Origin of the sequence: Pseudomonas putida S13.1.2, from assembly GCF_000498395.2 — a bacterium.
GTDB classification, from domain to species: Bacteria; Pseudomonadota; Gammaproteobacteria; order Pseudomonadales; family Pseudomonadaceae; genus Aquipseudomonas; species Aquipseudomonas putida_Q.
This window is the reverse complement of sequence record NZ_CP010979.1, coordinates 4,848,533-4,872,464: the sequence shown is the minus strand read 5'-3', so window position 1 is coordinate 4,872,464 and position 23,932 is coordinate 4,848,533. Positions and strand designations below refer to the sequence as shown.

The window sequence follows — 23,932 nt, the reverse complement described above, 5'->3', positions numbered from 1 at the left end:
GCTCCTACAGGAAAACCACAAGCCTCAACATTTGTGGGGTACCTGTAGGAGCGGGTTTACCCGCGAAGAGGCCGGCACAGGCTAAAAAATGAACAACATTTAACCCGGCTGTCCGTCGCCCACTGTTGACGACAGGGGGAGGGCAAGGCGTATATTGATAGTTAGCAAACTATGAATATCCTTGGTTCCCGTCATGTCCCTTGATCTCCTGCGCCTGCAAGTCAGCAGTGGCATGGTGGTCGCCGCCCGTCATTGGCGGCGCATCTGCCATACCGCCCTGACCGGTTACGGCATTTCCGAAGCCTGCGCTGCGCCGCTGCTGATGATCGTGCGCCTGGGCGACGGTGTGCACCAGGTGGCCGTGGCCCAGGCTGCCGGCCTGGAAAGCCCATCGCTGGTGCGCCTGCTTGACCAACTGTGCAAGGCCGGCCTGGTATGCCGCAGCGAGGACCCACTGGACCGCCGCGCCAAGGCCCTGAGCCTGACCGCCGAAGGCCGTGCCCTGGCCGAAGCCATCGAAGCCGAACTGGTACGCCTGCGCCGCGATGTGCTCAACGGTATCGACCAGGCCGACCTGGAAGCTGCCCTGCGCGTGCTGCGCGCTTTCGAAGCTGCCGGCCTGGGCAGTGCGGGCGGGGTGGCATGAACGGCTTCTTCAGCTCTGTACCGCCGGCCCGCGACTGGTTCTACGGCGTGCGTACCTTCGCCGCCTCCATGATTGCCCTGTACATCGCGTTGCTCATGCAGTTGCCGCGCCCCTACTGGGCCATGGCCACGGTATACATTGTCTCCAGCCCCTTCGTCGGCCCGACAAGTTCCAAGGCCCTGTACCGCGCCGTGGGCACGCTGCTGGGTGCCGGCGGGGCGATTTTCCTGGTGCCGCCGCTGGTGCAGTCGCCGTTGCTGCTGAGCGTCGCCATCGCCCTGTGGACCGGCACCTTGCTGTTCCTGTCGCTCAACCTGCGCACGGCCAATAACTATGTGCTGATGCTGGCTGGCTATACCCTGCCGATGATCGCCCTGGCGGTGGTCGACAACCCGCTGGCGGTGTTCGACGTGGCGTCTTCCCGCGCTCAGGAAATTTGCCTGGGGATCGTCTGCGCGGCAGTGGTCGGCGCCATTTTCTGGCCACGCCGGTTGGCCCCTGTGGTGGTCGGTGCCACCGGTAACTGGTTCACCGAGGCGATCCGCTACAGCGACACCTACCTTGCCCGCGAAGCCAGCGCCGACAAGGTCGGCGGCATGCGCGGGTCGATGGTTGCCACCTTCAACTCGCTGGAGCTGATGATCGGCCAGCTAGGCCACGAAGGCGCCGGCCCCCATACCCTGAAGAATGCCCGTGAGCTGCGCGGGCGGATGATCCACCTGTTGCCGGTAATCGACGCGCTCGACGACGCCCTGGTGGCCCTGGAAGGCCGCGCCCCGGCCCAGTTCGCCCAACTTCAACCCGTGCTTGAAGCCGCCCGCGAATGGCTCAAAGGCACGGCCGACAGTGCTTCGGTAGCGCGCTGGACTGTGCTGCACGAGCAGATCGACCGCTTGCAGCCCGGTGCCGCCGCCCTCGACCAGCGCGCCGAACTGCTGCTGTCCAACGCTCTGTACCGCCTGACCGAATGGGCCGACTTGTGGCAGGACTGCTGCACCCTGCAGCACGCCTTGCGTACCGACGATGCAAAGCCTTGGCGCGCGGTGTACCGCCACTGGCGCCTGGGCCGCCTGACGGCGTTCTTCGACCGTGGCCTGATGCTGTACTCGGTGGCCTCCACCGTACTGGCGATTGTGGTCGCGTGCGGCCTGTGGATCGGCCTGGGCTGGAACGACGGCGCCAGCGCTGTGATCCTGGCTGCAGTATCGTGCAGCTTCTTCGCCGCCATGGACGACCCCGCGCCGCAGATTTACCGGTTCTTCTTCTGGACGCTGATGTCGGTCATCTTCTCCAGCTTGTACCTGTTCCTGGTGCTGCCCAACCTGCACGATTTCCCGATGCTGGTGCTGGCGTTTGCCGTGCCGTTCATTTGCATCGGTACCCTCACCGTGCAGCCGCGTTTCTACCTGGGCACCTTGCTGACCATCGTCAACACCTCGACCTTCATCAGCATCCAGGGTGCCTATGACGCCGACTTCTTCACCTTCCTCAACGCCAACCTGGCCGGCCCCGTAGGCCTGTTGTTCGCTTTCATCTGGACCCTGGTGATGCGCCCGTTCGGCGTGGAGCTGGCGGCCAAGCGCATGACCCGCTTCGCCTGGCGCGACATTGTCGAAATGACCGAACCGGCGACCCTGGCCGAACACCGTCAGGTTGGCGTGCAGATGCTCGACCGCCTGATGCAGCACCTGCCGCGGCTGTCGCAAACCGGCCAGGACAGCGGGGTGGCACTGCGTGACCTGCGTGTGGGGCTGAACCTGCTCGACCTGCTGGCCTATATGCCGCGCGCCGGCCAGCAGGCCCGCGAGCGCCTGAACACGGTGGTCGAGGAAGTCGGCGCGCACTACGCCGCCTGCCTGCGTGCCGGTGAGCGCCTGCATGCCCCGGCCGCGCTGCTGCGCAACATGGAACGCGCACGCCTGGCGCTGAACCTGGATGAGCTGTACGAGCGTGGCGATGCCCGCACCCACCTGCTGCATGCCCTGAGCGGCCTGCGGCTGGCGCTGTTGCCGGGCGTGGAAGTGATGCTCGAACCCGCCGAACAACCGCAACTGCCCCCTGGCCTCGACGGAGCGCCCCTGTGATTGGTGAACTGGATATCAGCGGGGTGTTTCTGCCCACGCTGCTGGTGATGATGTTTGGCACCTACCTGGTGTTCCTGGGGGTGCACGCGGTGCTGGTGCGCCTTCATTTCTACCGCCTGGTCTGGCACCGGGCGTTGTTCAACGTTGCTCTGTATGCCGTGCTGCTTGGTGCGGTGGACCACTTTTGCCGAAACCTGATGCTGCCATGAAAAAACCTTTGCTGACCTTGGGCCGTGTGGTCCTGACCTTGCTGGTAGTGACCTTCGCCGCCGTGCTCGTGTGGCAGATGGTGGTGTACTACATGTTTGCCCCCTGGACCCGCGACGGCCACATTCGCGCTGACGTGATCCAGATCGCCCCCGATGTGTCGGGGTTGATCCAGAAGGTCGAGGTGCGCGACAACCAGACCGTCAAGCGCGGTGACGTGCTGTTCACCATCGACCAGGACCGCTTCAGCCTGGCCCTGCGCCAGGCCAAGGCGACCCTGGGCGAGCGCCAGGAAACCCTGGCCCAGGCTTCGCGCGAAGCGCAGCGCAACCGCAAGCTGGGCAACCTGGTGGCCGCCGAGCAGCTGGAAGAAAGCCAGTCCCGCGAGGCCCGCGCCCGCTCTGCTGTCAGCGAGGCCCAGGTGGCGGTCGACACCGCCCAGCTCAACCTCGACCGTTCGGTGGTGCGCAGCCCGGTGGACGGCTACCTCAACGACCGCGCGCCGCGTAACCACGAATTTGTCACCGCCGGCCGCCCAGTACTGTCGGTGGTCGACAGTGCCTCGTATCACGTTGACGGCTACTTTGAAGAAACCAAGCTGGGTGGCATCCACATTGGCGATGCGGTGGACATTCGCGTGATGGGCGACAACACCCGCCTGCGCGGCCATGTACAAAGCTTTGCCGCCGGCATCGAAGACCGCGACCGCAGCAGCGGCGCCAACCTGCTGCCCAACGTCAACCCGGCGTTCAGCTGGGTGCGTCTGGCCCAGCGTATTCCGGTGCGCATCGCCTTCGATGAAGTGCCGCAGGACTTCCGCATGATTGCCGGGCGCACGGCCACGGTGTCGATCATCGAGGGCGAGCGCCCATGAAACAGCTGATCCTGGCCGGCCTGTGCCTGTCGCTGGGGGCCTGCATGATGGTCGGGCCCGACTATGAGGTGCCCAAGGACGCGGCGGTGCAACGCAGCGACCTGAGCGGCCCGCTGCGCCAGGATGCCGACAGTGTGGTCTCGGCGCCGGTGCCCGAGGACTGGTGGCAGCTGTATCAGGACCAGCGGCTGAACACGCTGGTGCGTCAGGCCCTGAGTGCCAACACCGAGTTGCGCGTGGCGGCGGCCAACATCGCCAAGGCCCGTGCCCAGGTCGAAGTAGCCGAATCGCAAGGGGGCTTCAACGGTGGCGTCAAGCTCGGCGCCCAGCGCCTGCAGGAGTCGGGCGAAGCCTTCCTGCAGCCCGAGAAGGTTCCGGTGGCCAACATCGGCGAGGCTATCATCAGTGCCTCGTACCAATTCGACCTGTGGGGTACCTTCAAGCGCGGCACCGAGGCCGCCAAGGCCAATGCCGACGCGGTGCAGGCCGCTGCCGATACCGCGCGTATCACCCTGGTGGCGGATGTGGTCAAGGCTTACACCCAGGTGTGTTCGGCCAACGAGGAACTCCACATCGCCCGTGAGTCGCTGGACCTGCAGGAGCAAAGCGTCACGCTCAACCAGCGCCTGCGCGATGCTGGCCGCGGTGATGAAACCCAGGTCACCCGCTCGCAGACCCAGTTCAAATCCTTGCGCGCCGAACTGCCACGCTTCAAGGCCGAGCGCGAGACGGGTATGTACACCCTGGCTGCGCTGCTGGCCAAACCGGTTGATCAATTGCCTGCCGGCACCGCCGATTGTGCCGAGCTGCCGCACCTGAACCAGCTGGTTCCGGTGGGTGATGGCGCCGCGCTGCTCAAACGTCGCCCGGACGTGCGCCAGGCCGAGCGCCAGTTGGCTGCTGCCACTGCCTACATCGGCGTGGCCACAGGGTCGCTGTACCCGGACATCAGCATTGGTGCCCAGGTTGGCACCATCGGCATCCTGGAAAACCTCGGCGAACCGTCGACCAACCGCTGGGGCTTCGGCCCGCAGATCAGCTGGACCATCCCCACCAACGGCACCCGTGCGCGTATTCGCATGGCCGAAGCCTCTACCCAGGCGGCGTTGGCAAACTTCGATGGCGTGGTGCTGAACGCCATTCGTGAAACCCAGACCCGCCTGGCGCAGTACAGCGCCCTGCTGGACCGGCGTGATGCGCTGGCCGAGGCAGAGAAGTCGGCCAAGGAAGCGGCCGACCAGACTCACCGGTACTATCAGGCCGGGCGTGAGTCGTTCCTGGCGGATTTGCAGGCCACGCGCACTTATACCGATATGCGTGCGCAGTTGGCAGCGGCCAATAGTCAGGTAGCCATGGGGCAGATTGGGGTGTTTCTGGCGCTGGGTGGTGGCTGGAAGGACACCGCCAAGCCTTGAGGCCAATCGCCGGCAAGCCAGCTCCCACAGCGCCCACCGCTGAGCCACAGGCCTCGAAAACTGTGGAGCACTGTGGGAGCTGGCTTGCCGGCGATCAAGGGCAGAGCCCTCGCCTAGGTTCTAGAGCTGTAAGACATTTCCGAACCTGAAACCCAATGCTTCAGTTCGGACGCTCTGTCGAATTATCCTACAGCACCTATCGGAAGGTGCTGTCTTGGCTGGGGAGTGTTCCCGGACTACTGTCGTGGGGTCGCCTCGCAAGGCGATCGGGCGTGAGACACCCGGTTTTCATTCGGTAGCACCGCTTTATGGCGGTCGTGTGCGGACAGGCTTCGACCTGGCCGGGGTTACCGTATGTCCCGTGTCTCACACCGTGCACGACTGCCACCCAACTTCGTGAGACAAGAAGGAGAGCAGTTCAATCCACCATACGGAGTTCTACGATGAACAAGCTCATCCCCGATCCACCTGTTAGCGATCTGCTACTGCTCGACCCTCCCGCGCTTTCACTTATCGACCCACTCAGCCCCAAAGACTGTGAAGAGCTGATCAGCGCCCTCACCCTGACGATCGACCACGACCAGGGAGTGACCGGATGAGCAATGATCCGAGAGATTCTGCAACCGCAGGGGTGGAAACCTTCGACCTGTTCCGCCTGCAGCCCAATGTGCCGTTCAGCCATGCTTTTTCACAGTTGTCGGTATTACTCGGCTGTATCCGCCACCTGACCACCGAAGCGGAAATGGAAAATGACCGTATTTCCGGTAGTGCTGCGCGGATACTCAGTGAGATGGCCAAGGCGCTGATCGATGATATGGAGCGAGGAATGAGCAAGGTTCTTCAATAGCCTTCAAGCGCCGGGGCCGCTTTGCGGCCCTGACATTTTTGCCAGTTTTGAAACCTGTGCCGCTCCTGGATCATCTGTCCTACACAAGGCGCGAGGCAGGAACTGCAATGACCACAAGAACACGCAGTGCCCATACCTACTCACCCTATGGGCATTCTTCTGCTGAAAGTCTTGGATTCAACGGCGAGCGCCGGGATGTGATCACGGGCTTCTATCTACTGGGTACGGGCTATCATCGGCTGTTCAGTCCATCATTAATGCGCTTTGTCAGTGCGGATAGCTGGAGCCCGTTTGGGCTTGGTGGGCTGAATTGCTATTGTTACTCGCAGTGTGATCCTATCAACTTCGTTGACCCGTCGGGACATATGGGTCGAAAACATGGAAGTGTCACCTTCGCAGTAGCCAAAAAGTCTTCAAAAGAGCAGAGCAGTGCCGGCCCCAATCCGCTGCGCCAGCCAGGGCCATCCACCATTGATCACGCCACCCCTGCACGCACTTTTTCCCCCGATGCTCTCGAACTGGTCCAGCACTACCGTCTCGAACAACAGCCTTTGCCCAAGAACTCCGGATACACGCTGAATTCCGACAAGGCAAAATACAAAGGCGTTCTGAATGAGGATCAGCAAAGAAGGCTCAAGTTGTTCAAGTTAATCATCCAGGATCTCGGCGCCAGTCCGAATGATGCTGCAGACTTTGTGACTCTTCGCATCAAACCGTTGCATGGAGCAACAGTTAACCAGCATCAGCTTCAGCTTGGTGGGTATGACCGGGTGACTTTCACTATCGAGGACAAGGTAGTCACCATTCGGCAGATTGGCGGACATTCGTGATAACGTCGAATTGTGATGCTCTTCTGGCTCAATCTCTCCTCATCTGATTTGAAGCAAAATTTTTCATGAAATCCGCCCAGCGCCCTTGAGGGAAGGCAAGTCGGAGTGAACAATGTTCTCTTTCGCATTCCCTTCGAGACTGGCCATGAAAACCCGTACCCGTCTGCTCGCCTGGCTGCCGGCTGCATTGCTCGGCCCGGCGCTGGCGCTGTGCAGCACCTTGGCGCTGGCCGAGGCCCCGGCTGAGGCCGGCAAAGCCCTGCATCTGCTGGACTACATCGGCGCCGACTACCCGCCGACGGTGCAAGAAGGCAGGGTGATCGACGAGGGCGAATACCGCGAGCAACAGGAATTCAGCGCGGTCTTGGCCGACCTGGTCAAAGCCCTGCCCGCAAATACTGAGCAAGCCGCCCTGGAGCAGGGCGTCCAGGCGTTGCGCCAGGCCATCGATCAGCGCCAGGAGGGCACGGCTGTCGCCAGGCAGGCCCGCCAGCTGGGCGCGCGGCTGGCAGTGGCCTACGAGGTCAGTCAGGCCCCAGTCATCACACCGGATCCGGCCCGTGGCGCTGCGTTGTACGCGCAAAACTGCTCGATCTGCCACGGCGACACCGGCGCAGGCGACGGCCCGGCTGGCGTGGGCCTGGAGCCTGCGCCCGCCAACCTGCGCGATGTTTCACGCCTGGACCAGTTGAGCCTGTTCGACCTCTACAACACCCTGGCCCTGGGTATCGACGGCACCGAGATGCCGTCCTTTGCCGACCAGCTGGATGACCGTCAGCGCTGGGATGTGGCCGCCTATATCGCCAGCTTCACCGCCAAGCCGGCAGCCGGCAAAGGTGACAAGACCTGGAACATCGCCGACCTGGCCCGGCAAACCCCGGCCGAAGTCGCCGCCAACGAAGGCAACGCGGTCGTAGAGGCGTTCCGTGCCCAGCGTGCCCAGCCGCCGCAAGCCAAGCGCGGCCCGGCGCAACTGCTCGAATACACCGCCAGCACGCTGGACAAAAGCCTGGCGGCCTACCGCGCAGGTGACCACGACCAGGCCTATGACCTGTCGGTAGCGGCCTACCTGGAAGGCTTCGAGCTGGTGGAAAGCTCGCTGGACAACATCGATACCCAGGCGCGCAAGGACACCGAAAAATCCCTGATGGCCTACCGTCAGTCCCTGCAGGACGGCCTGCCCGTGGCTCAGGCCGAGCAGCGTCTGGCTGAGGCAAAAGGCAAGCTCGACCAGGCCGCCAAGCTATTGGGCAGCGACGGCCTGAGCTGGTCGCTGAGTTTTATCTCCGGTTTGCTGATCCTGCTGCGCGAAGGCCTGGAGGCCATTCTGGTGCTGGCGGCGATCCTGGCCTTCCTGCGTAACACCGGGCAACAATCGGCGGTACGCAGCGTCAACATCGGGTGGGGGCTGGCGCTGGTTGCCGGGTTCGCCACCTGGGCGGTGGCGGCCTATGTGATCGATGTGGGCGGCGCCCAGCGCGAACTGCTGGAAGGCTGCACGGCGCTGTTCGCCGCGGTGATGGTGCTATGGCTCGGTGTGTGGATGCATGACCGCCGCCACGCTGCCGCCTGGAAGGACTACATCAAAAGCAGCCTGGTCAGCGGCGGCGGGCGCTTTGGCTTTGCCATGCTGGCGTTTTTCTCGGTGTACCGCGAACTGTTCGAAGTGATCCTGTTCTACGAAACCCTGTGGTTGCAAGCAGGCCCTGCCGGGCACCAGGCGGTGCTGGCGGGTGGCGCCACGGCGCTGGTGCTGCTGGTGGGCCTGGCCTGGGTGATCTTGCGTGGTTCTGCCAAGCTGCCGCTGACGCTGTTCTTCAGCATCAACGCCGCACTGCTGTGCGCACTGTCGGTGGTGTTTGCCGGGCACGGCGTGAAGGCGCTGCAAGAAGCCGGGGTGCTGGGCACACGGCCGGTGGCCTTCTTCGAGTTCGATTGGCTGGGCATTCACGCTGATGCCTACTCGCTGTCGGCACAGGCGGTGGCCTTGCTGGCCATCGTGTTCCTGTATGGGCGCTCGTGGCTGGTGGAAAAACGCAGGGCAACTGCTAACTGACCGGGGGCCGCGCTGCGGCCCATCGCTGGCAAGCCAGCTCCCACCCCGACCGCATCATTTTCAAGCCATGTGCAATACCTGTGGGAGCTGGCTTGCCGGCGATGGGCTGCATGGCAGCCCCTTGCAATCTCGGTTCAGGCTGGCTGTGGCGCCTTGAGGATGTTCTGCAGCAGCTGGACACTGTCAACGGCGTCATGACCCAGGCTGGTCAGGTAGCCACCATCGGGTTGATCGGTCAGCCCCTTTTCATGCAGGCGTTGCGCAGCGGCGACCAGGGCAGGGGCGGCGTTGCTGTTTATCTTGATGCCTTCCTGGCTGCTGTCGTGTTTGAACAGCGCGAGTACTTCCAGTTCAGCGATCAGATCGGGGGTAAAGGACATGGCGACTCCTGACTTCCAGACAAGGATGGCGGCACCGCTTACGGTGCCTGACCTTCGAGTGTAGTCGGGTTATTCGTCCTCGCCTTGATCCATCTCAGGTGGTAGCTCCGGCAGCGCGCGCAGGGCGTTCTCGTACCACTCGCCGTTGAATGCGCGGTCTTCCACCAGCATGTTGTCGATTTCGAAGGCCAGCACATGGGCCATCAGGTTGAGGATGTCCTCGCGCTCGTAACCGACCAGGGTCAGCTTGTTTAAGGTGGCCTTGGCCGCAGGCGGCTCGCCGCTTTCAATCTGGTTTTCGATGGCCTGGGTCAGTGTCGCCTCGGCGAAGGCTTCGTCGTCATTGTCGATGTCGGTGGGCTCGCTCATGGCGGTACTCCTGTGATGGGATGCACAGTGTGCCACGCCCGTGGCGGCAATGCCCGGGCATTGACGGGGTGCATGACGCTGGTCAGGGCCGGGCTTAGGGTCTATAAAAGCCGGGCCAACCCCTTACGGCCTGGAGGCTGTTACCTCATGCTCAAGCTTCATGGATTCTCGGTCAGCAACTACTACAACATGGTCAAGCTGGCCCTGCTGGAAAAAGGCCTGCCCTTCGAGGAAGTCACCTTCTATGGCGGCCAGGCGCCACAGGCGCTGGAAGTGAGCCCGCGGGGCAAGGTGCCGGTGCTGCAGACCGAACACGGTTACCTCAGCGAAACCAGTGTGATCCTCGACTACATCGAGCAGACCCAAGGCGGCAAGGCACTGCTGCCCGCCGACCCGTTCGGGCAGGCCAAGGTGCGTGAGCTGCTCAAGGAAATCGAGCTGTACATCGAGCTGCCGGCGCGTACTTGCTATGCCGAGTCGTTCTTCGGCATGTCGGTTGAGCCATTGGTCAAAGAGAAAGCGCGTGCCGATTTGCTGGCCGGCTTTGCCACCCTCAAGCGCAACGGTCGCTTTGCACCCTATGTTGCGGGTGAGCAGCTGACGCTGGCAGACCTGATGTTCTGCTTCTCGGTCGACCTGGCGTATGCCGTGGGCAAGAAAGTGCTGAACATCGACTTTTTGGCGGACTTCCCGCAGGCCAAGGCGTTGCTGCAGCTGATGGGCGAGAACCCGCACATGGCGCGGATCATGGCGGACAAGGAGGCAGCGATGCCAGCCTTCATGGAGATGATTCGTAGCGGTAAACGCTAAAACCAGGGGCTGCTCCGCAGCCCATCGCCGGCAAGCCAGCTCCCACAGGTACAGTGCAACCTTCAAGTCACATGCAGTACCTGTGGGAGCTGGCTTGCCGGCGATCGAGGGCAAAGCCCTCGCAATGGGCCTTAACGGGAAGCCAGCAGCGCCTTGCCACGAACAACGGCAGCGCGTACCTGCGCCGGTGCCGTACCACCAATGTGGTTACGGGCATTCACCGAGCCTTCCAGGGTCAGCACGGCAAACACGTCCTGCTCGATCTGGTCGCTGAACTGGCGCAGTTCGTCCAGGCTCATCTCGGCCAGGTCCTTGCCGGTGTCCACGCCGTACTTCACCGCGTGGCCTACGATTTCGTGGCAGTCACGGAACGGCAGGCCACGGCGTACCAGGTAGTCGGCCAGGTCGGTGGCGGTGGAGAACCCGCGCAGGGCCGCTTCACGCATGATGGCGTGCTTGGGCTTGATTGCCGGGATCATGTCGGCAAAGGCGCGCAGCGAGTCGCGCAGGGTGTCGGCAGCGTCGAACAGCGGCTCCTTGTCTTCCTGGTTGTCCTTGTTGTAGGCCAGCGGCTGGCCTTTCATCAGGGTCAGCAGGCCGGTGAGGGCGCCGAACACGCGGCCGCTCTTGCCACGTACCAGCTCTGGCACGTCCGGGTTCTTTTTCTGCGGCATGATCGAGCTGCCGGTGCAGAAGCGGTCCGGCAGGTCGATGAACTGGAACTGCGCGCTGGTCCACAGCACCAGCTCTTCGGAGAAGCGCGACAGGTGCATCATCGCCACGCTGGCAGCGGCGCAGAATTCGATGGCGAAGTCACGGTCCGACACACCGTCCAGCGAGTTGCCAGCCACGGCTTCGAAGCCCAGCAGCTTGCAGGTGAGCTCGCGGTCGATCGGGTAGGTGGTGCCAGCCAGCGCGGCGCTGCCCAGGGGCATCCGGTTGGTGCGCTTGCGGCAGTCGACCAGGCGCTCGTAGTCGCGGCTGAGCATTTCGAACCAGGCCAGCAGGTGGTGGCCGAAGGTGACCGGCTGGGCCGTCTGCAGGTGGGTAAAACCGGGCATGATGGTTTCGGCTTCACGCTCGGCCTGCTCCAGCAGGCCCTGCTGCAGGCGGGTGATTTCGGCCAGGATCAGGTCGATTTCGTCGCGCAGCCACAGGCGGATATCAGTGGCCACCTGGTCGTTGCGGCTGCGGCCGGTGTGCAGCTTCTTGCCGGTGATGCCGATGCGGTCGGTCAGGCGTGCTTCGATGTTCATGTGCACGTCTTCGAGGTCAACGCGCCAGTCGAAGTTGCCGGCTTCGATTTCGCCCTGGATGGTCTTCAGGCCATCGATGATGGTGTCGCGCTCGGCATCGCTGAGCACGCCGACCTGCGCCAGCATGGTGGCATGGGCGATCGAACCCATGATGTCGTGGCGGTACAGGCGCTTGTCGAAATCGACCGAGGCGGTGAAACGGGCGACGAAGGCGTCGACGGGCTCACTGAAGCGGCCGCCCCAGGACTGATTGGTCTTGTCGGTGCTCATGGATTCACTCATTGCAGGCGTGAACGAAAAAGTGGCGCCGATAATAGCAGGGTTGGGCTGGCTGCCGCAGGGCGCCGGTCGACAGAAATGCCCGGAAAATGGCAGAGAAGGATTTTAAGGAATGAACGGCAGTGTTCCACGGACCGTCTACAGTTGGACAAAGGACTGGCGGTGAATCTGCCGTCCGAGTGAATCTTTGGCCATCGCACCGGTCTAGAGCGTGACCGCAGTGTCGCTCGAACCACACCTGTCTACGCTATACCTGTGCGAGACTCATTCAGGAATCCAGCGCAATTATGAATGTCCTGATCGTTGATGACGAACCCCAAGGCCGTGAACGCCTCAGCCGGCTGCTCGGCGAACTGGAGGGTTACACCGTGCTGGAGCCTAGCGCCACCAACGGCGAGGAGGCCCTTGCGCTGATCGAGAGCCTCAAGCCCGATGTGGTCCTGCTGGACATCGGCATGCCAGGCCTGGATGGCCTGCAGGTAGCCGCTCGCTTGTGCGAACGCGAGGCGCCGCCGGCGGTGGTGTTTTGCACCGGGGATGATGAATACGGTGCCGAGGCATTCAAGGACAGTACCCTCAGCCATGTGACCAAGCCCTTCCAGGCCCAGGCGCTGCGCGATGCCTTGCGCAAGGCCGAAAAACCCAACCGCGCCCAGTTGGCGGCGCTTACCCGGCCGGCCAATGAAGGTGGCGGCCCGCGCAGCCACATCAGTGCCCGCACGCGTAAAGGCATCGAGTTGATCCCTTTGCCCCAGGTGATCTATTTCATTGCCGATCACAAGTACGTGACCTTGCGTCATGAAGCCGGGGAAGTGCTGCTCGACGAGCCGCTCAAAGCCCTGGAAGACGAATTTGGCGAGCGCTTCGTGCGCATCCACCGCAATGCGCTGGTAGCCCGCGAGCGCATAGAACGCCTGCAGCGCACCCCGCTGGGGCACTTTCAGCTGTACCTGAAAGGCCTGGACGGCGATGCCCTGACCGTCAGCCGCCGGCATGTGGCCGGTGTGCGCAAGATGATGCAGACCCTCTGATACGGCGCCCGCATGGCAAGGGCTGCGCCCTTGTTCGCGGGTAAACCCGCTCCCACAGGTTGATCATTGGCCTGTAGAGCGGCACCTCACCCTGTGGGAGCGGCTTTAGCCGCGAAGAGGCCCTCAGCTGATCCACATCTGCAAGCGATAAAGGAGATGCTGTTATCATCGGCGGCATTTCTTTGGTTCGGGGCGTTCCATGTCCACTCGCGAAATCCGCATTGCCACCCGTAAAAGTGCCTTGGCCCTGTGGCAGGCCGAATACGTCAAAGCCCGCCTCGAGCAGGCCCACCCCGGTCTGCTTGTCACCCTGGTGCCTATGGTCAGCCGTGGTGACAAGCTGCTCGACGCGCCGCTGGCAAAAATTGGCGGCAAGGGCCTGTTCGTCAAGGAACTGGAAACCGCCCTGCTGGACAACGAAGCCGACATCGCCGTGCATTCGATGAAAGACGTGCCCATGGACTTCCCGGAAGGCCTGGGCCTGTACTGCATCTGTGAGCGCGAAGACCCGCGTGATGCCTTCGTTTCCAATACCTTTGACAGCCTTGAGGCGCTGCCAGCCGGCAGCATCGTCGGCACCTCCAGCCTGCGCCGCCAGGCCCAGTTGCTGGCGCGCCGCCCGGACCTGCAAATCCGCTTTCTGCGGGGCAACGTCAACACCCGCCTGGCCAAGCTGGACGCCGGCGAGTACGACGCCATCATCCTCGCCGCCGCCGGCCTGATCCGCCTGGGCTTCGAAGACCGCATCACCGCCAGTATCAGCGTTGACGACAGCCTGCCGGCTGGCGGCCAGGGCGCGGTGGGCATCGAGTGCCGCAGCGCCGACGCGGGGATCCATGCACTGCTGGCACCGCTGCACCATGCCGACACCGCCGACCGGGTAGTGGCCGAACGCGCCCTGAACAAACGGCTGAATGGCGGCTGCCAGGTGCCGATCGCCTGCTACGCAGTACTCGAAGGTGACCAGCTGTGGCTGCGAGGCCTGGTCGGCCAGCCTAGCGGCGGGACCCTGCTGGTGGCCGATGCCCGCGCGCCCCGTGCGGCTGCCGAGGCCTTGGGCGTACAGGTGGCCGAAGACCTGCTGGGCCAAGGTGCCGAGGCCATCCTCAAGGAAGTCTACGGCGAGGCCGGCCACCCGTGAGCCAATGGCGCCTGTTGCTGACCCGGCCTGCCGAGGACTGTGCAGCGCTGGCGCAAAGCCTGGCGGCAGCGGGGGTGGGCAGCAGTTGCCTGCCGCTGCTCGCGATAGAACCCGTCACCGTGGAGCCCCAGCAACGTCTGCTGCTGGAGGGCCTGCATGGCTTTCAGGCGATCATCGTGGTCAGCAAGCCGGCTGCCCGGTTGTTGCTGGAGCATCTGGCCGAAGCCGGCATGCAACCTCCACGGCAAGGCTGGTTCACCGTGGGTGAGGCAACCGCTGCGGTGCTGCAGGGTGCGGGGCTGGCGGTAAGCACTCCGCCGCGTGGCGATGACAGCGAAGCCTTGCTGGCGCTACCGGCCCTGCTTCAGGCAGTTGCCGTGCCTGCGGCGCGTGTCTTGGTCGTTCGCGGCGTCGGAGGTCGCGAACTGCTGGCAGAGCGTCTTGCAGAGCAAGGTGCTAGTGTCGAATATCTGGAACTGTATCGTCGCTGCCTGCCGGCTTACCCGGCGGGCACCCTGAAGCGCCGCATCGAAGCGGAACGCCTCAATGGCCTGGTGGTCAGCAGTGGGCAGGGTTTTGAACATTTGCAGCAGCTGGCCGGTGCCGATTGGCCGCAGCTGGCACGCCTGCCGTTGTTCGTGCCCAGCCCACGGGTCGCCGAACAGGCCAGGGCCGCCGGGGCCCAACAGGTTGTGGATTGCCGTGGCGCCAGTGCCACGGCCTTGCTGGCAGCCGTGCAGCGCAGCGCTGCACCTGCCTCTTAAGGCGCTAAGCTGAACGCGATGCGCCCCCATGCAAAGGATGGATACGTGAGCGAGACTGTCTTGTCCAATAACGATCAGCCGTCGGCACAGGCGCCGGCGGAACCCGTCACCGCCCCACCTGCCAAGCGCTCCGGCAGTGGCCTGGCAGCGCTGGCCTTGCTGCTGGGTGCGGCCGGGGTGGCGGTAGGTGGCTGGGGTGTCTGGCAGGTGCGTCAACTGCAAGGCAGCGAGTTCAACCAGGGCCAGCACATCGAGGCGCTGAACCAGCGCGCCGAAGCCCTGCAGCAGCGCGAACAGCAGATCAGTGCGCAGCTGGCCAGCCTGCCGGCGGCCAGCGAGCTGGAAGATCGCCGGCGCCTGGTGGCGCAATTGCAGGGCGACCAGCAGCGCCTCAGCCAGCGCCTGGAAACCGTGCTGGGCGAAAGCCGCAAGGAGTGGCGCCTGGCTGAAGCCGAGCACCTGCTGCGCCTGGCTACCCTGCGCCTGTCGGCCTTGCAGGACATCACCAGCGCCAAGGCCCTGGTTGAGGGCGCCGACGAGATCCTGCGCGAGCAGAGCGACCCAGGCGCATTCGCCGCCCGCGAGCAATTGGCGCGCAGCCTGGCCACGCTCGGCAGCACCCAGCAACCGGACCGTACCGGCCTGTTCCTGAAACTGGCCGCTCAGCGTGAGATGGTCCAGCAGCTGAGCGCGCAGTCGCCCGAGTTCGACAGCAATGCCGATGCGCTGGGTGCGCTGACCGCCGACGGCGATGGTGCCAGCCGGTTGTCGCAGTGGTGGGCAGAAATCTCCAAGTACTTCCAGATCGACTTCAATGCCGATGAAAACGTGCGGCCGCTGCTGGCCGGGCAGCAACTGAACCAGCTGCGCCTGGCCCTGAGCCTGACCATCGAGCAGGCCCAGTGGGCGGCGCTCAATGGTGACGCCAAGGTCTACACCCAGGCGCTGGACGACGCCCGCAGCGTGTTGCTGGCCAACTTCAACGCCGACAACCCGCAAAGCAAGGCCATGCTCGAGAGCCTCAATGCCTTGGCCGATCAGCCGGTGTCGGTGGTTACCCCCGACCTCAGCGAAAGCCTGGCGGCCGTGCAGGCCTACATCCAGCGCCGTCACCTGCCGGCCGAGGCTGAAGGGGGCAAGCCATGAAGCGTGTCTACCTGCTGGCCGTGCTGGCGATCGTGATTGCTGCGGCGCTGGGTACTGCGGTCGCCAAGCACAGCGGTTACGTACTGCTTTCCTATGGAAGCTTCCGCTATCAATCGGGGTTGTGGGCGGCACTGGCCGGCCTGCTGGCCGTGGTCGCGCTGTTGTGGCTGGTGCGTTACCTGGTCGGCCTGGTGCTGACCTCCAGCGGCGTGGTCAACCCGTGGTCGCGGCGTAACCGCAGCCGGCGCATCCGCCTGGCCATCGAACAGGGCCAGCTGGACCTTGCCGAAGGCCGCTGGGCCAGCGCTCAACGCCACTTGCACCGTGCCGCCGAGGCCGAGCGCCAACCGCTGCTGTACTACCTCGGTGCCGCACGCGCTGCCAACGAGCAAGGCCGCACCGAAGACAGCGACAACCTGCTGGAGCGCGCCCTGGAGCGTCAGCCGCAAGCGGAACTGGCCATCGCCCTGACCCATGCGCAGTTGCAGATGGACCGTGGCGAAAGTGACGGCGCTCTGGAAACCCTGCTGGCCATGCAGGAACGTCACCCGCACAATGGCCAGGTGCTGCGCCTGCTGCAGCGCCTGTACCTGGAGCGCGGTGACTGGTCGGCACTGATCCGCCTGCTGCCAGACCTGCGCAAAGGCAAGGTGCTGCCGGCCGCCGAGCTGGCCGCCCTGGAGCAACGCGCCTGGGGCCAGAACCTGAGCCTGGCCACTACCCGTGGCGAAGACGCGCAAAGTTCACGTCAGGCCCTGGAGCGTGCCTGGCAGCAGCTGACCGCGGCCCAGCGCCAGGAGCCGCAACTGGTGCTGGCCTACGCCGAGCAACTGCGCCAGGTGGGTGCCCAAGGCGAGGCCGAGCAAGTGCTGCGCACCGCCCTCAAGCGTGAATACGAAAGCCACCTGGCCCGCCTGTATGGCCTGGTGCGCGGTGATGACCCGGCACGCCAGCTGCAAACCGCCGAAGGCTGGCTCAAGGATCACCCACAAGACGCCAGCCTGCTGCTGACCCTGGGCCGCCTGAGCCTGCAGAATCGCCTGTGGGGCAAGGCGCGTGATTACCTGGAAAGCAGCCTGCGCATGGAGCGCAACCCCGAGGCCTGTGCCGAGCTGGCCCGCCTGCTGGCTGGCCTGGGCGAGACCGAGCGCAGCAACCAGCTGTTCCAGGAGGGCCTTGGCCTGCTGGACGAGCGCCTGCTGGCGCTGCCATTGCCAGAAGGCGTACGCGCCTGACCCACCCCAGTGCCCGCGCCAAGGTGCGGGCTTTGGGGGCGGGTAATTTATCTACTGCTGCCAGTTAGATCTGCAGTCCATTTCTTCCGCCGCTTCCTACTGCACTGCTGGAAATTTCCTACACAATTCAGCGCCTTGTCGCTGCTGTCGTGCCTTGAAACAAAGCGTGTCTTTCCTCTACCGTTTCAAACCACAACATTTTCCCTGGGACTTTCACCCCCCATGCTTGCGGCCCGTTTGCGCACTTTTTTCCTTCCTGCCTGCCTCGCCGCACTGGCGGTTCTGGTCGTGTCATTCCAGCTGGAGCACATACTGGGGCTGGTGCCGTGCCCTTTATGCTTCAGCCAGCGGCTGCTGCTTGCCGTGTACGCACTGCTGAGCCTGGCGGCGGTATTGCAGGCCCCGGGCACGCAAGGCATCCGCCATTATGCGCGGGCGACGCTGGGCTGCTCACTGGCCGGTGCGTTGCTGGCGGCACGGCATGTCTGGGTGCAAGGAGCCAGCGGTGCTATTGCGGTATGCCCGGCCCCGATCGGGCGTGTGTTCGAGCAATCCTGGGCTCAAGCTGCACGGCAACTGCTGCTGGGTGGGCCTGATTGCAGCTCGCTGACCTGGAGTTTTCTCGACCTCACATTGCCGGAGTGGAGCCTGCTGGCCTTCCTGTTGCTGGCCATGCTGCCCTTGAGTTGCCTGCTGGCGTATCGTTTCCGCAGCCTGGCAAGAAGTTGACCTGGAACAAGGGTGGGTCACTAGCGCGACCAATGGCGGTTGGGCAGGGTATTAAACACTTGTATGAACTTTGTCCGCTGCGTACCTTGATGGGCAGCACGCGCGGGAATAATCTCCCAGCACGCATACCGAAAATACAACTGCTCGATGCCGTCCTGCTGATCTCACCTTTGTGCTGCGCGGTCGTGGTGCGAGGTGCAGCGGCATCTACCCAGAAGGGAAGAGATTGCCATGCTCGATAGTTGTCAGAATGCCCAGGAACGCTGGGGTGGGGTTCACGACCTGATCGACCGTTGGCTGAAGGCGCGCCAGGACCTGGTGCAGTCTTTCGGCGCACTGCGCGATTTGAAGCCAGCCTTCGCCGACAAGGACACCAACGGGGACTTTTGCGCGCTCCTGGTCGACTACGTTTCGGCGTGGCACTTCGAAGTTTGCGAGCAACTGGTCAGCGAGGCCAAGGCTTTCGGAGACGAAAAGGCGCTGAGGCTGGCCGAAGAAATCAACCCACGGATCAACGACAGTACCCAGATCGCACTGGCCTTCAATGACCAATGCACCAAGGGTGAGTGCAAGGACACCGAACGCTTCGCCGAAAAGCTGGGCAAGTTGGGCGGGCTGTTGCACGAGCGCTTCGAACTTGAAGATTGCCTGATCGAGGTGCTGCACAACGCACACAAGGAAGAGGGTGCAGTCCAGGCGTGAGGGTTGGCGTCAGTCGCCAACCGCCAGCAATTCGATCTCGAACACCAGGGGTGTATAGGGTGCGATAAGGTCACCGGCGCCTTCGGCGCCATAGGCTTGCGCCGACGGAATTACCAGGCGCCATTTGGCCCCGGCATGCATCCTTGGCAAGGCCACCTGCCACCCTTCGATCACCGAGCCCAGGCTGAACCACTGGGGTGCCTGGTTCTGGTCGAACACCGAGCCATCCGGCAGCCTGCCCACATAGCGCACCTGCACTTTGCCGCCAGCTTTGGGCTGCGCGCCGGTGCCTGGCTGCAGCTCGCTGTAGAGCACACCTTCCGGTAGTTCGCGTACCCCATAACGGCCACGCTCGTTGGCCATGAAGCGTGTTTCGGCTGCCTGCAACTTCTGCGTGGCGGCGTCACCTTCCTGGGCTTCGTGTTGCTGGAGCACGGCCTGCATACGTGCTTTGTCGAGCTTCAAGGGCTGCCCCTGATAGGACTGCTTCAAGCCTTCGACCAGTGCGTCCAGTTGCAGGCCAGGCATATCCTGGCGCAGACGCTCACCCAGGCTGGCGCCCAGGCTGTAGGCGAGGTCCTGGTCGTTGCTGTCAGCCATTGCAACTGGCACCAGCAGGCATAAACCTAATACAAGATATCGAGGCAATGCCCTGACTCCTAAATACCAGCAATGATTAATTCAGCAACTACACTTTCACGCAGCTGCAAGATAACAACTTTGCCCAGGCATGCAACGCGGCGTAAATATTACTGTCAACATGCCCTAGCGGCGGTAGCAGCAGAAGCATAGTATGAGCCGCAATCTCGTCAGCCAGGAGGTAAACCATGTCGGCCAAAAAGAAGCCAGTAAGTACGCCGTTACACCTGCTCCAGCAACTTTCGGGCAGCCTGCTCGAACACTTGGAAGATGCCTGCTCGCAAGCGCTGGCTGATGCGGAAAAACTGCTGGCCAAACTGGAAAAGCAGCGTGGCAAGGCCCAGGAAAAACTGCACAACGGTCGCCTGAAATTGCAGGATGCCGCCAAGGCAGGTAAAGGCAAGGCGCAGTCCAAAGCGCAAAAAGCCATTGGCGAACTTGAAGGGCTGCTCGATGCCCTCAAGGAACGTCAAACCCAGACCCGCTCTTATATCCAGGAACTCAAGCGCGACGCTCAGGACAGCCTCAAGCTGGCCCAAGGTGTAGGCAAAGTTCGCGAAGCAGCAGCCAAGGCACTTGACCTGCGCGCCGCCAAAACCACCAAACCAGCTGCCAAAACCACTGCTGCCAAATCTGCAGCCAAGCCAGCCGTCCGGGCTACTGCTGCCAAGCCTGCCGCGAAGCCAGCTGCCAAAGCCGCTGCTGCTGCCAAGCCTGCCGCGAAGCCAGCTGCCAAAGCCGCTGCTGCTGCCAAGCCTGCCGCGAAGCCAGCTGCCAAAGCCGCTGCTGCTGCCAAGCCTGCCGCGAAACCAGCTGCCAAAGCGACTGCTGCTGCCAAGCCAGCCGCGAAGCCAGCTGCCAAAGCGACAGCTGCTGCCAAGCCAGCCGCGAAGCCAGCTGCCAAAGCGACTGCTGCTGCCAAGCCAGCCGCGAAGCCAGCTGGCAAAGCGACCGCGGCTACCAAGCCTGCCGCCAAGCCAGCTGCCAAAGCGACTACTGCTGCCAAACCTGCGGCCAAGCCAGCAGCCAAAGCCACTGCTGCAGCCAAGCCTGCGCCGGCCAAAGCCGCTGCCGCGAAACCAGCAGCAAAACCAGCAGCGAAACCCGCTGCCGCCAAGGCTCCAGCACGTACGGCCGCCAAGCCAGCTGCCGCCAAGCCTGTTGCCAGCAAGCCAGCCGAAACCAAACCTGCTACGCCAGCCGCAAGCACCCCGGCCGCGGCAACCAACTCGGCCACCCCGGCCCCGTCGGCAGCACCGTCAGCACCCGCCAGCACCCCGGCTCAGGCACCGTCTTCGGCGTCCTGAAGCGCAGCCGCCGCGACGCGCAACTGATCCAGCGCGTCGTGGTGTCGGGCAGGGGCGGGCGCCAGCCGGGCCAGCCAGTCGTCCGTGGGCTCACTGGAGTCCGCGGGCCACTGTCGCGAGCGTTCCTGCAAGCGCTCCAGCAAAGTTCTTTCCGCCTGCAACTCCAAACCCTTTACCTGTTCACGCAACGCCGCCAGTTGCGTATCACCCGCCGCGCACACTCGCCATTGCTGGCGTAGGCTGCGTAACGGGGCGACCACGTCACGCTGCCAGGGCTCGGCAACTTCGTGCAGCGCTTGCACGCGCTCGTCCAGCACGGCCACGCCACGTGCCTGCAGCCAGCTTGCGCACAGCAGCAAGCAGACATCGCCACCCTGCGCCTGCAGCTCAAGGCAGGCCGCTTCCACGCCGGGCCTGGCATACAGGGCCAGGGCGTAATTCCACAGGTCGGTGTACATGGTTCCACTCGCGCTATGGGCCGAGGAAGCTGGTAGACTCCGCGACCATCATGATCAGACTATCCAACCTCACTTTACAGCGTGGTCCGCAGCGCTTGCTAGACGGCGCCGACATGACCCTGCACGCCGGTCACAAGGCCGGCCTGATCGGCGCCAACGGCGCCGGAAAATCCAGCCTGTTCGCCTTGCTGCGCGGTGAGCTGTCGCCCGATGGCGGCGATTGCCTGCTGCCCGGCGACTGGCGCATCGCCCACATGCGCCAGGAGGTCGACACCCTCGACCGCCTGGCCGTGGACTATGTGCTCGACGGCGATGCGCGCCTGCGCAAGGTCCAGGCCGAACTGGCTGCGGCCGAGCAGGCTCACGATGGCACCGCCCTGGCGCGCCTGCACAGTGAGCTGGAAGGCGCCGACGGCTATACTGCCGACGCCCGTGCGCGCAAGTTGTTGGCAGGCCTGGGCTTCACCAACGAGCAGATGGACCGCCGCGTCGGCGACTTCTCCGGTGGCTGGCGGATGCGCCTGAACCTGGCTCAGGCGCTGATGTGCCCGTCCGACCTGCTGCTGCTCGACGAGCCCACCAACCACCTGGACCTCGACGCCATCCTGTGGCTGGAAGACTGGCTCAAGGGCTACCCCGGCACGCTGTTGCTGATCTCCCACGACCGTGACTTCCTCGACGCCGTGGTCGACCATGTGCTGCACGTCGAGCAGCGCAAGCTGAACCTGTACAAGGGCGGCTACTCCGCTTTCGAACGCACCCGTGCCGAACGCCTGGCGCAGCAGCAGCAAGCCTACGAGAAGCAGCAGGCACAGCGCGCGCATATGGAAAAGTACATCGCCCGCTTCAAGGCCCAGGCCACCAAGGCACGTCAGGCACAAAGCCGGATCAAGGCCCTGGAGCGCATGGAGGAGCTGTCGGCGGCGCATGTCGACTCGCCGTTCGACTTCGTCTTCCGCGAGTCGCAAAAAATCTCCAGCCCGTTGCTGAGCCTGTCCGAAGGCTGCCTGGGTTATGGCGACAAGGCCATCCTCGACAAGGTCAAGCTGCAGCTCACCCCAGGTGCGCGCATTGGCCTGCTCGGGCCCAACGGCGCCGGCAAGTCGACCCTGATCAAAAACCTTGCGGGTGAGCTGGAGCCGTTGTCGGGCCGCCTGGTACGTGGCGAAAACCTGGCGGTTGGCTACTTTGCCCAGCACCAGCTGGACTCGCTGGACGACAAGGCCAGCCCGCTGCTGCACCTGCAGCGTATTGCCCCCACCGAGCGCGAACAGACCCTGCGCGACTTCCTCGGCGGCTTCGACTTCCATGGCGCCCGCACCGACGAGCCGGTTGTGAATTTCTCTGGTGGCGAAAAGGCCCGCCTGGCGCTGGCGCTGATTGCCTGGGAGCGGCCGAACCTGCTGCTGCTCGACGAACCGACCAACCACCTGGACCTGGAAATGCGCCTGGCGCTGACCATGGCGTTGCAGGAGTTTGCCGGTGCCGTGGTGGTGGTGTCTCACGACCGCCACCTGCTCAAGAGCACCACCGACGACTTTTTGCTGGTAGCCGACGGCAAGGTCGAACCCTTTGACGGAGACCTGGACGACTACAGCCGCTGGCTGGTCGAGTACCGCCAGCGCAGCGCGCCGGCCAGTACCACCCCGGTCAACCCGGACAAGACCGACAAGAAAGCCCAGCGTCAGGCTGCCGCAGCCTTGCGCCAGCAATTGGCACCGCACAAGAAGGCTGCCGACAAGCTGGAAACCGAGCTTAACCAGGTGCACGTGCAACTGGCCGAGATCGAGGCCGCGCTGGGTGACGGTGGCCTCTACGAAGCGGCGCGCAAGGACGAGTTGCGTGACCTGCTGGCGCGCCAGACCAAGCTCAAGCAACGCGAAGGTGAGCTGGAAGAAGCCTGGATGGAAGCGCTGGAAACCCTCGAAAGCATGCAGGCCGAACTCGAGGCGCTGTCCTGATGGAGGAACTGCGTTCGCTGCTGCCAGGGCAATGGATGGACACCTTCTGGCTGGGCTTGCAGATTCTGTTGATCCTGGTGGCGGCCTTCGTCCTGCAGCGCATCGTTGCTCGCGGGTTGAGCCGCCTGGGCCAGCGTTATCCGCTGCCGCCTGAGCTGCTGGTACCGGTGCGTGGCGGCCTGCGCTGGCTGATCATGGGCAGCGCGCTGCTGTTCGTGCTGGAGCGCCTGGGGGTTTCGGCGACCGTGCTGTGGACGGCATTGTCCGGCTTTGTCGCGGTGGCGGCGGTGGCCTTCTTCGCCATGTGGAGCGTGCTGTCCAACCTGCTGTGCGCGGTGCTCATCTTCACGGTCGGGCCGTTTCGCATCGGTGATGTGGTCGAGCTGGTCGACACGCTGGACAAGCCGGGGGTGAAAGGCCGGGTGATCGCTATAAACCTGCTGTTTACCACCCTGCTGGAAATGCCCGAAGCGGGCGGGGCGCTGGTGCAGGTGCCCAATAGCCAGTTCTTCCAGAAGTCGGTACGGCGCTGGCGCGGGGCTGAGGTGCAGGCCTTGCATAAAGAAACAGCTGCCGAAGCTGATTAAACCTGTACTGGCCCCTTCGCGGGTAAACCCGCTCCCACAGGATCTCCACAGGCCGTGATGTGGCGCAGTACCTGTGGGAGCGGATTTACCCGCGAAGAGGCCGGTACAGGCGATAGAAAATCCATCAGAAATCGCTGGTTATTTTTTCACCAAAACCTTAGCTTAACGCTTTGCAACAA

The 23,932-nt window shown here is 63.7% G+C and carries 25 protein-coding genes; 20 read left to right on the top strand and 5 right to left on the bottom strand.

Features of this window, described 5'->3' with window-relative positions; all coding sequences use genetic code 11:
- Positions 1 to 193 precede the first annotated feature (193 nt).
- The 9 genes from N805_RS21580 to N805_RS21545 all read left to right on the top strand — a co-directional run bounded on the left by N805_RS21580 (position 194) and on the right by N805_RS21545 (position 8,959).
- Positions 194 to 646 carry a MarR family winged helix-turn-helix transcriptional regulator gene (locus N805_RS21580; RefSeq protein WP_019471693.1) on the top strand — a complete coding sequence of 151 codons (453 nt, stop codon included), beginning with the start codon at positions 194 to 196 and terminating at the stop codon, positions 644 to 646.
- Positions 643 to 2,730, top strand: coding sequence for an FUSC family protein (locus tag N805_RS21575; RefSeq protein WP_019471694.1), 2,088 nt, complete (start codon positions 643 to 645; stop codon positions 2,728 to 2,730). Before N805_RS21580 ends, N805_RS21575 begins: the two co-directional genes overlap by 4 nt.
- Positions 2,727 to 2,939, top strand: coding sequence for a DUF1656 domain-containing protein (locus N805_RS21570; RefSeq protein ID WP_016497473.1), 213 nt, complete (start codon positions 2,727 to 2,729; stop codon positions 2,937 to 2,939). The genes N805_RS21575 and N805_RS21570 overlap by 4 nt, the downstream gene beginning before the upstream one ends.
- On the top strand, positions 2,936 to 3,811 hold the full coding sequence (locus tag N805_RS21565; RefSeq protein ID WP_019471695.1) for an HlyD family secretion protein: 876 nt from the start codon (positions 2,936 to 2,938) through the stop codon (positions 3,809 to 3,811). Before N805_RS21570 ends, N805_RS21565 begins: the two co-directional genes overlap by 4 nt.
- On the top strand, positions 3,808 to 5,226 hold the full coding sequence (locus N805_RS21560; RefSeq protein WP_019471696.1) for an efflux transporter outer membrane subunit: 1,419 nt from the start codon (positions 3,808 to 3,810) through the stop codon (positions 5,224 to 5,226). The genes N805_RS21565 and N805_RS21560 overlap by 4 nt, the downstream gene beginning before the upstream one ends.
- A gap of 443 nt (positions 5,227 to 5,669) precedes the next feature.
- The gene (locus N805_RS30595; RefSeq protein ID WP_019471697.1) at positions 5,670 to 5,825 is read left to right on the top strand and encodes a hypothetical protein; all 156 of its coding nucleotides are present in this window, start codon (positions 5,670 to 5,672) and stop codon (positions 5,823 to 5,825) included.
- Positions 5,822 to 6,073, top strand: coding sequence for a DUF3077 domain-containing protein (locus N805_RS21555; RefSeq protein WP_026034480.1), 252 nt, complete (start codon positions 5,822 to 5,824; stop codon positions 6,071 to 6,073). The genes N805_RS30595 and N805_RS21555 overlap by 4 nt, the downstream gene beginning before the upstream one ends.
- A 107-nt stretch (positions 6,074 to 6,180) precedes the next feature.
- The gene (locus N805_RS31340) at positions 6,181 to 6,903 is read left to right on the top strand and encodes an RHS repeat-associated core domain-containing protein (RefSeq protein WP_080956829.1); all 723 of its coding nucleotides are present in this window, start codon (positions 6,181 to 6,183) and stop codon (positions 6,901 to 6,903) included.
- 112 nt (positions 6,904 to 7,015) lie between these two features.
- Entirely contained in the window at positions 7,016 to 8,959 is a 1,944-nt protein-coding gene (locus tag N805_RS21545; protein WP_019471701.1) for an FTR1 family protein, read from the top strand.
- 134 nt (positions 8,960 to 9,093) lie between these two features.
- Here N805_RS21545 and N805_RS21540 read toward each other — a convergent pair whose 3' ends face one another.
- Entirely contained in the window at positions 9,094 to 9,339 is a 246-nt protein-coding gene (locus tag N805_RS21540) for a TIGR02647 family protein (RefSeq protein ID WP_016484337.1), read from the bottom strand.
- 69 nt (positions 9,340 to 9,408) lie between these two features.
- Positions 9,409 to 9,708, bottom strand: a complete 300-nt coding sequence (locus tag N805_RS21535; RefSeq protein WP_019471702.1) for a hypothetical protein — start codon at positions 9,706 to 9,708, stop codon at positions 9,409 to 9,411.
- A 147-nt stretch (positions 9,709 to 9,855) separates the two neighbouring features.
- Here N805_RS21535 and N805_RS21530 point away from each other — a divergent pair, with 147 nt between their 5' ends.
- Positions 9,856 to 10,518 (top strand): glutathione S-transferase, encoded by a 663-nt coding sequence (locus N805_RS21530; protein ID WP_019471703.1) that lies wholly within the window; start codon positions 9,856 to 9,858, stop codon positions 10,516 to 10,518.
- Between the two features lie 131 nt (positions 10,519 to 10,649).
- Here the strand turns inward: N805_RS21530 and argH are convergent, their stop codons facing one another.
- A complete protein-coding gene (gene argH / locus N805_RS21525; RefSeq protein ID WP_019471704.1) occupies positions 10,650 to 12,044 on the bottom strand; it encodes an argininosuccinate lyase in 1,395 nt (464 codons plus the stop codon).
- A 296-nt stretch (positions 12,045 to 12,340) separates the two neighbouring features.
- Between argH and N805_RS21520 the strand changes: the two genes are divergently transcribed.
- The 7 genes from N805_RS21520 (at position 12,341) to N805_RS21490 (ending at position 18,801) form a co-directional block, all read left to right on the top strand.
- Entirely contained in the window at positions 12,341 to 13,084 is a 744-nt protein-coding gene (locus N805_RS21520) for a LytR/AlgR family response regulator transcription factor (RefSeq protein ID WP_015268539.1), read from the top strand.
- Positions 13,085 to 13,283: 199 nt separating this feature from the next.
- Positions 13,284 to 14,225, top strand: coding sequence for a hydroxymethylbilane synthase (gene hemC / locus N805_RS21515; RefSeq protein WP_019471705.1), 942 nt, complete (start codon positions 13,284 to 13,286; stop codon positions 14,223 to 14,225).
- Positions 14,222 to 14,989, top strand: coding sequence for a uroporphyrinogen-III synthase (locus tag N805_RS31055; protein WP_019471706.1), 768 nt, complete (start codon positions 14,222 to 14,224; stop codon positions 14,987 to 14,989). The genes hemC and N805_RS31055 overlap by 4 nt, the downstream gene beginning before the upstream one ends.
- A 45-nt stretch (positions 14,990 to 15,034) precedes the next feature.
- Positions 15,035 to 16,135 (top strand): uroporphyrinogen-III C-methyltransferase, encoded by a 1,101-nt coding sequence (locus N805_RS31050; RefSeq protein ID WP_019471707.1) that lies wholly within the window; start codon positions 15,035 to 15,037, stop codon positions 16,133 to 16,135.
- On the top strand, positions 16,132 to 17,370 hold the full coding sequence (locus N805_RS21500; RefSeq protein ID WP_019471708.1) for a heme biosynthesis protein HemY: 1,239 nt from the start codon (positions 16,132 to 16,134) through the stop codon (positions 17,368 to 17,370). Before N805_RS31050 ends, N805_RS21500 begins: the two co-directional genes overlap by 4 nt.
- A gap of 222 nt (positions 17,371 to 17,592) precedes the next feature.
- Positions 17,593 to 18,099, top strand: a complete 507-nt coding sequence (locus tag N805_RS21495; protein ID WP_019471709.1) for a disulfide bond formation protein B — start codon at positions 17,593 to 17,595, stop codon at positions 18,097 to 18,099.
- Positions 18,100 to 18,330: 231 nt separating this feature from the next.
- The gene (locus N805_RS21490) at positions 18,331 to 18,801 is read left to right on the top strand and encodes an Rsd/AlgQ family anti-sigma factor (RefSeq protein WP_019471710.1); all 471 of its coding nucleotides are present in this window, start codon (positions 18,331 to 18,333) and stop codon (positions 18,799 to 18,801) included.
- Positions 18,802 to 18,810: 9 nt separating this feature from the next.
- On the opposite strand, the gene N805_RS21485 is transcribed toward N805_RS21490, so the two are convergent.
- Complete coding sequence (locus N805_RS21485) at positions 18,811 to 19,449, bottom strand: FKBP-type peptidyl-prolyl cis-trans isomerase (protein ID WP_019471711.1); 639 nt, start codon at positions 19,447 to 19,449, stop codon at positions 18,811 to 18,813.
- A 179-nt stretch (positions 19,450 to 19,628) separates the two neighbouring features.
- Here N805_RS21485 and N805_RS21480 point away from each other — a divergent pair, with 179 nt between their 5' ends.
- Positions 19,629 to 20,747: an AlgP family protein gene (locus N805_RS21480; RefSeq protein WP_028614134.1), complete on the top strand. Its 1,119-nt coding sequence runs from the start codon at positions 19,629 to 19,631 to the stop codon at positions 20,745 to 20,747.
- On the opposite strand, the gene N805_RS21475 is transcribed toward N805_RS21480, so the two are convergent.
- Positions 20,723 to 21,205: a TIGR02444 family protein gene (locus N805_RS21475; protein ID WP_028614135.1), complete on the bottom strand. Its 483-nt coding sequence runs from the start codon at positions 21,203 to 21,205 to the stop codon at positions 20,723 to 20,725. The genes N805_RS21480 and N805_RS21475 overlap by 25 nt on opposite strands.
- Positions 21,206 to 21,255: 50 nt before the next feature.
- Here N805_RS21475 and N805_RS21470 point away from each other — a divergent pair, with 50 nt between their 5' ends.
- Both N805_RS21470 and N805_RS21465 read left to right on the top strand, forming a co-directional pair.
- Positions 21,256 to 23,166 carry an ATP-binding cassette domain-containing protein gene (locus N805_RS21470; RefSeq protein WP_026034632.1) on the top strand — a complete coding sequence of 637 codons (1,911 nt, stop codon included), beginning with the start codon at positions 21,256 to 21,258 and terminating at the stop codon, positions 23,164 to 23,166.
- Positions 23,166 to 23,753: a mechanosensitive ion channel family protein gene (locus tag N805_RS21465; protein WP_016497491.1), complete on the top strand. Its 588-nt coding sequence runs from the start codon at positions 23,166 to 23,168 to the stop codon at positions 23,751 to 23,753. Before N805_RS21470 ends, N805_RS21465 begins: the two co-directional genes overlap by 1 nt.
- Positions 23,754 to 23,932 lie beyond the last annotated feature (179 nt).

Coding starts and splice junctions, on each gene's coding strand:
- N805_RS30595 (WP_019471697.1), top strand. CDS start 5,670: ATGAACAAGCTCATCCCCGATCCACCTGTTAGCGATCTGCTACTGCTC.
- argH (WP_019471704.1), bottom strand. CDS start 12,044: ATGAGCACCGACAAGACCAATCAGTCCTGGGGCGGCCGCTTCAGTGAG.
- N805_RS21490 (WP_019471710.1), top strand. CDS start 18,331: ATGCTCGATAGTTGTCAGAATGCCCAGGAACGCTGGGGTGGGGTTCAC.
- N805_RS21540 (WP_016484337.1), bottom strand. CDS start 9,339: ATGTCCTTTACCCCCGATCTGATCGCTGAACTGGAAGTACTCGCGCTG.
- hemC (WP_019471705.1), top strand. CDS start 13,284: ATGTCCACTCGCGAAATCCGCATTGCCACCCGTAAAAGTGCCTTGGCC.
- N805_RS21560 (WP_019471696.1), top strand. CDS start 3,808: ATGAAACAGCTGATCCTGGCCGGCCTGTGCCTGTCGCTGGGGGCCTGC.
- N805_RS21575 (WP_019471694.1), top strand. CDS start 643: ATGAACGGCTTCTTCAGCTCTGTACCGCCGGCCCGCGACTGGTTCTAC.
- N805_RS21545 (WP_019471701.1), top strand. CDS start 7,016: ATGTTCTCTTTCGCATTCCCTTCGAGACTGGCCATGAAAACCCGTACC.
- N805_RS21530 (WP_019471703.1), top strand. CDS start 9,856: ATGCTCAAGCTTCATGGATTCTCGGTCAGCAACTACTACAACATGGTC.
- N805_RS21535 (WP_019471702.1), bottom strand. CDS start 9,708: ATGAGCGAGCCCACCGACATCGACAATGACGACGAAGCCTTCGCCGAG.
- N805_RS21470 (WP_026034632.1), top strand. CDS start 21,256: ATGATCAGACTATCCAACCTCACTTTACAGCGTGGTCCGCAGCGCTTG.
- N805_RS21495 (WP_019471709.1), top strand. CDS start 17,593: ATGCTTGCGGCCCGTTTGCGCACTTTTTTCCTTCCTGCCTGCCTCGCC.
- N805_RS21465 (WP_016497491.1), top strand. CDS start 23,166: ATGGAGGAACTGCGTTCGCTGCTGCCAGGGCAATGGATGGACACCTTC.
- N805_RS21480 (WP_028614134.1), top strand. CDS start 19,629: ATGTCGGCCAAAAAGAAGCCAGTAAGTACGCCGTTACACCTGCTCCAG.
- N805_RS21500 (WP_019471708.1), top strand. CDS start 16,132: ATGAAGCGTGTCTACCTGCTGGCCGTGCTGGCGATCGTGATTGCTGCG.
- N805_RS21580 (WP_019471693.1), top strand. CDS start 194: ATGTCCCTTGATCTCCTGCGCCTGCAAGTCAGCAGTGGCATGGTGGTC.
- N805_RS31340 (WP_080956829.1), top strand. CDS start 6,181: ATGACCACAAGAACACGCAGTGCCCATACCTACTCACCCTATGGGCAT.
- N805_RS21520 (WP_015268539.1), top strand. CDS start 12,341: ATGAATGTCCTGATCGTTGATGACGAACCCCAAGGCCGTGAACGCCTC.
- N805_RS21555 (WP_026034480.1), top strand. CDS start 5,822: ATGAGCAATGATCCGAGAGATTCTGCAACCGCAGGGGTGGAAACCTTC.
- N805_RS21475 (WP_028614135.1), bottom strand. CDS start 21,205: ATGTACACCGACCTGTGGAATTACGCCCTGGCCCTGTATGCCAGGCCC.
- N805_RS21565 (WP_019471695.1), top strand. CDS start 2,936: ATGAAAAAACCTTTGCTGACCTTGGGCCGTGTGGTCCTGACCTTGCTG.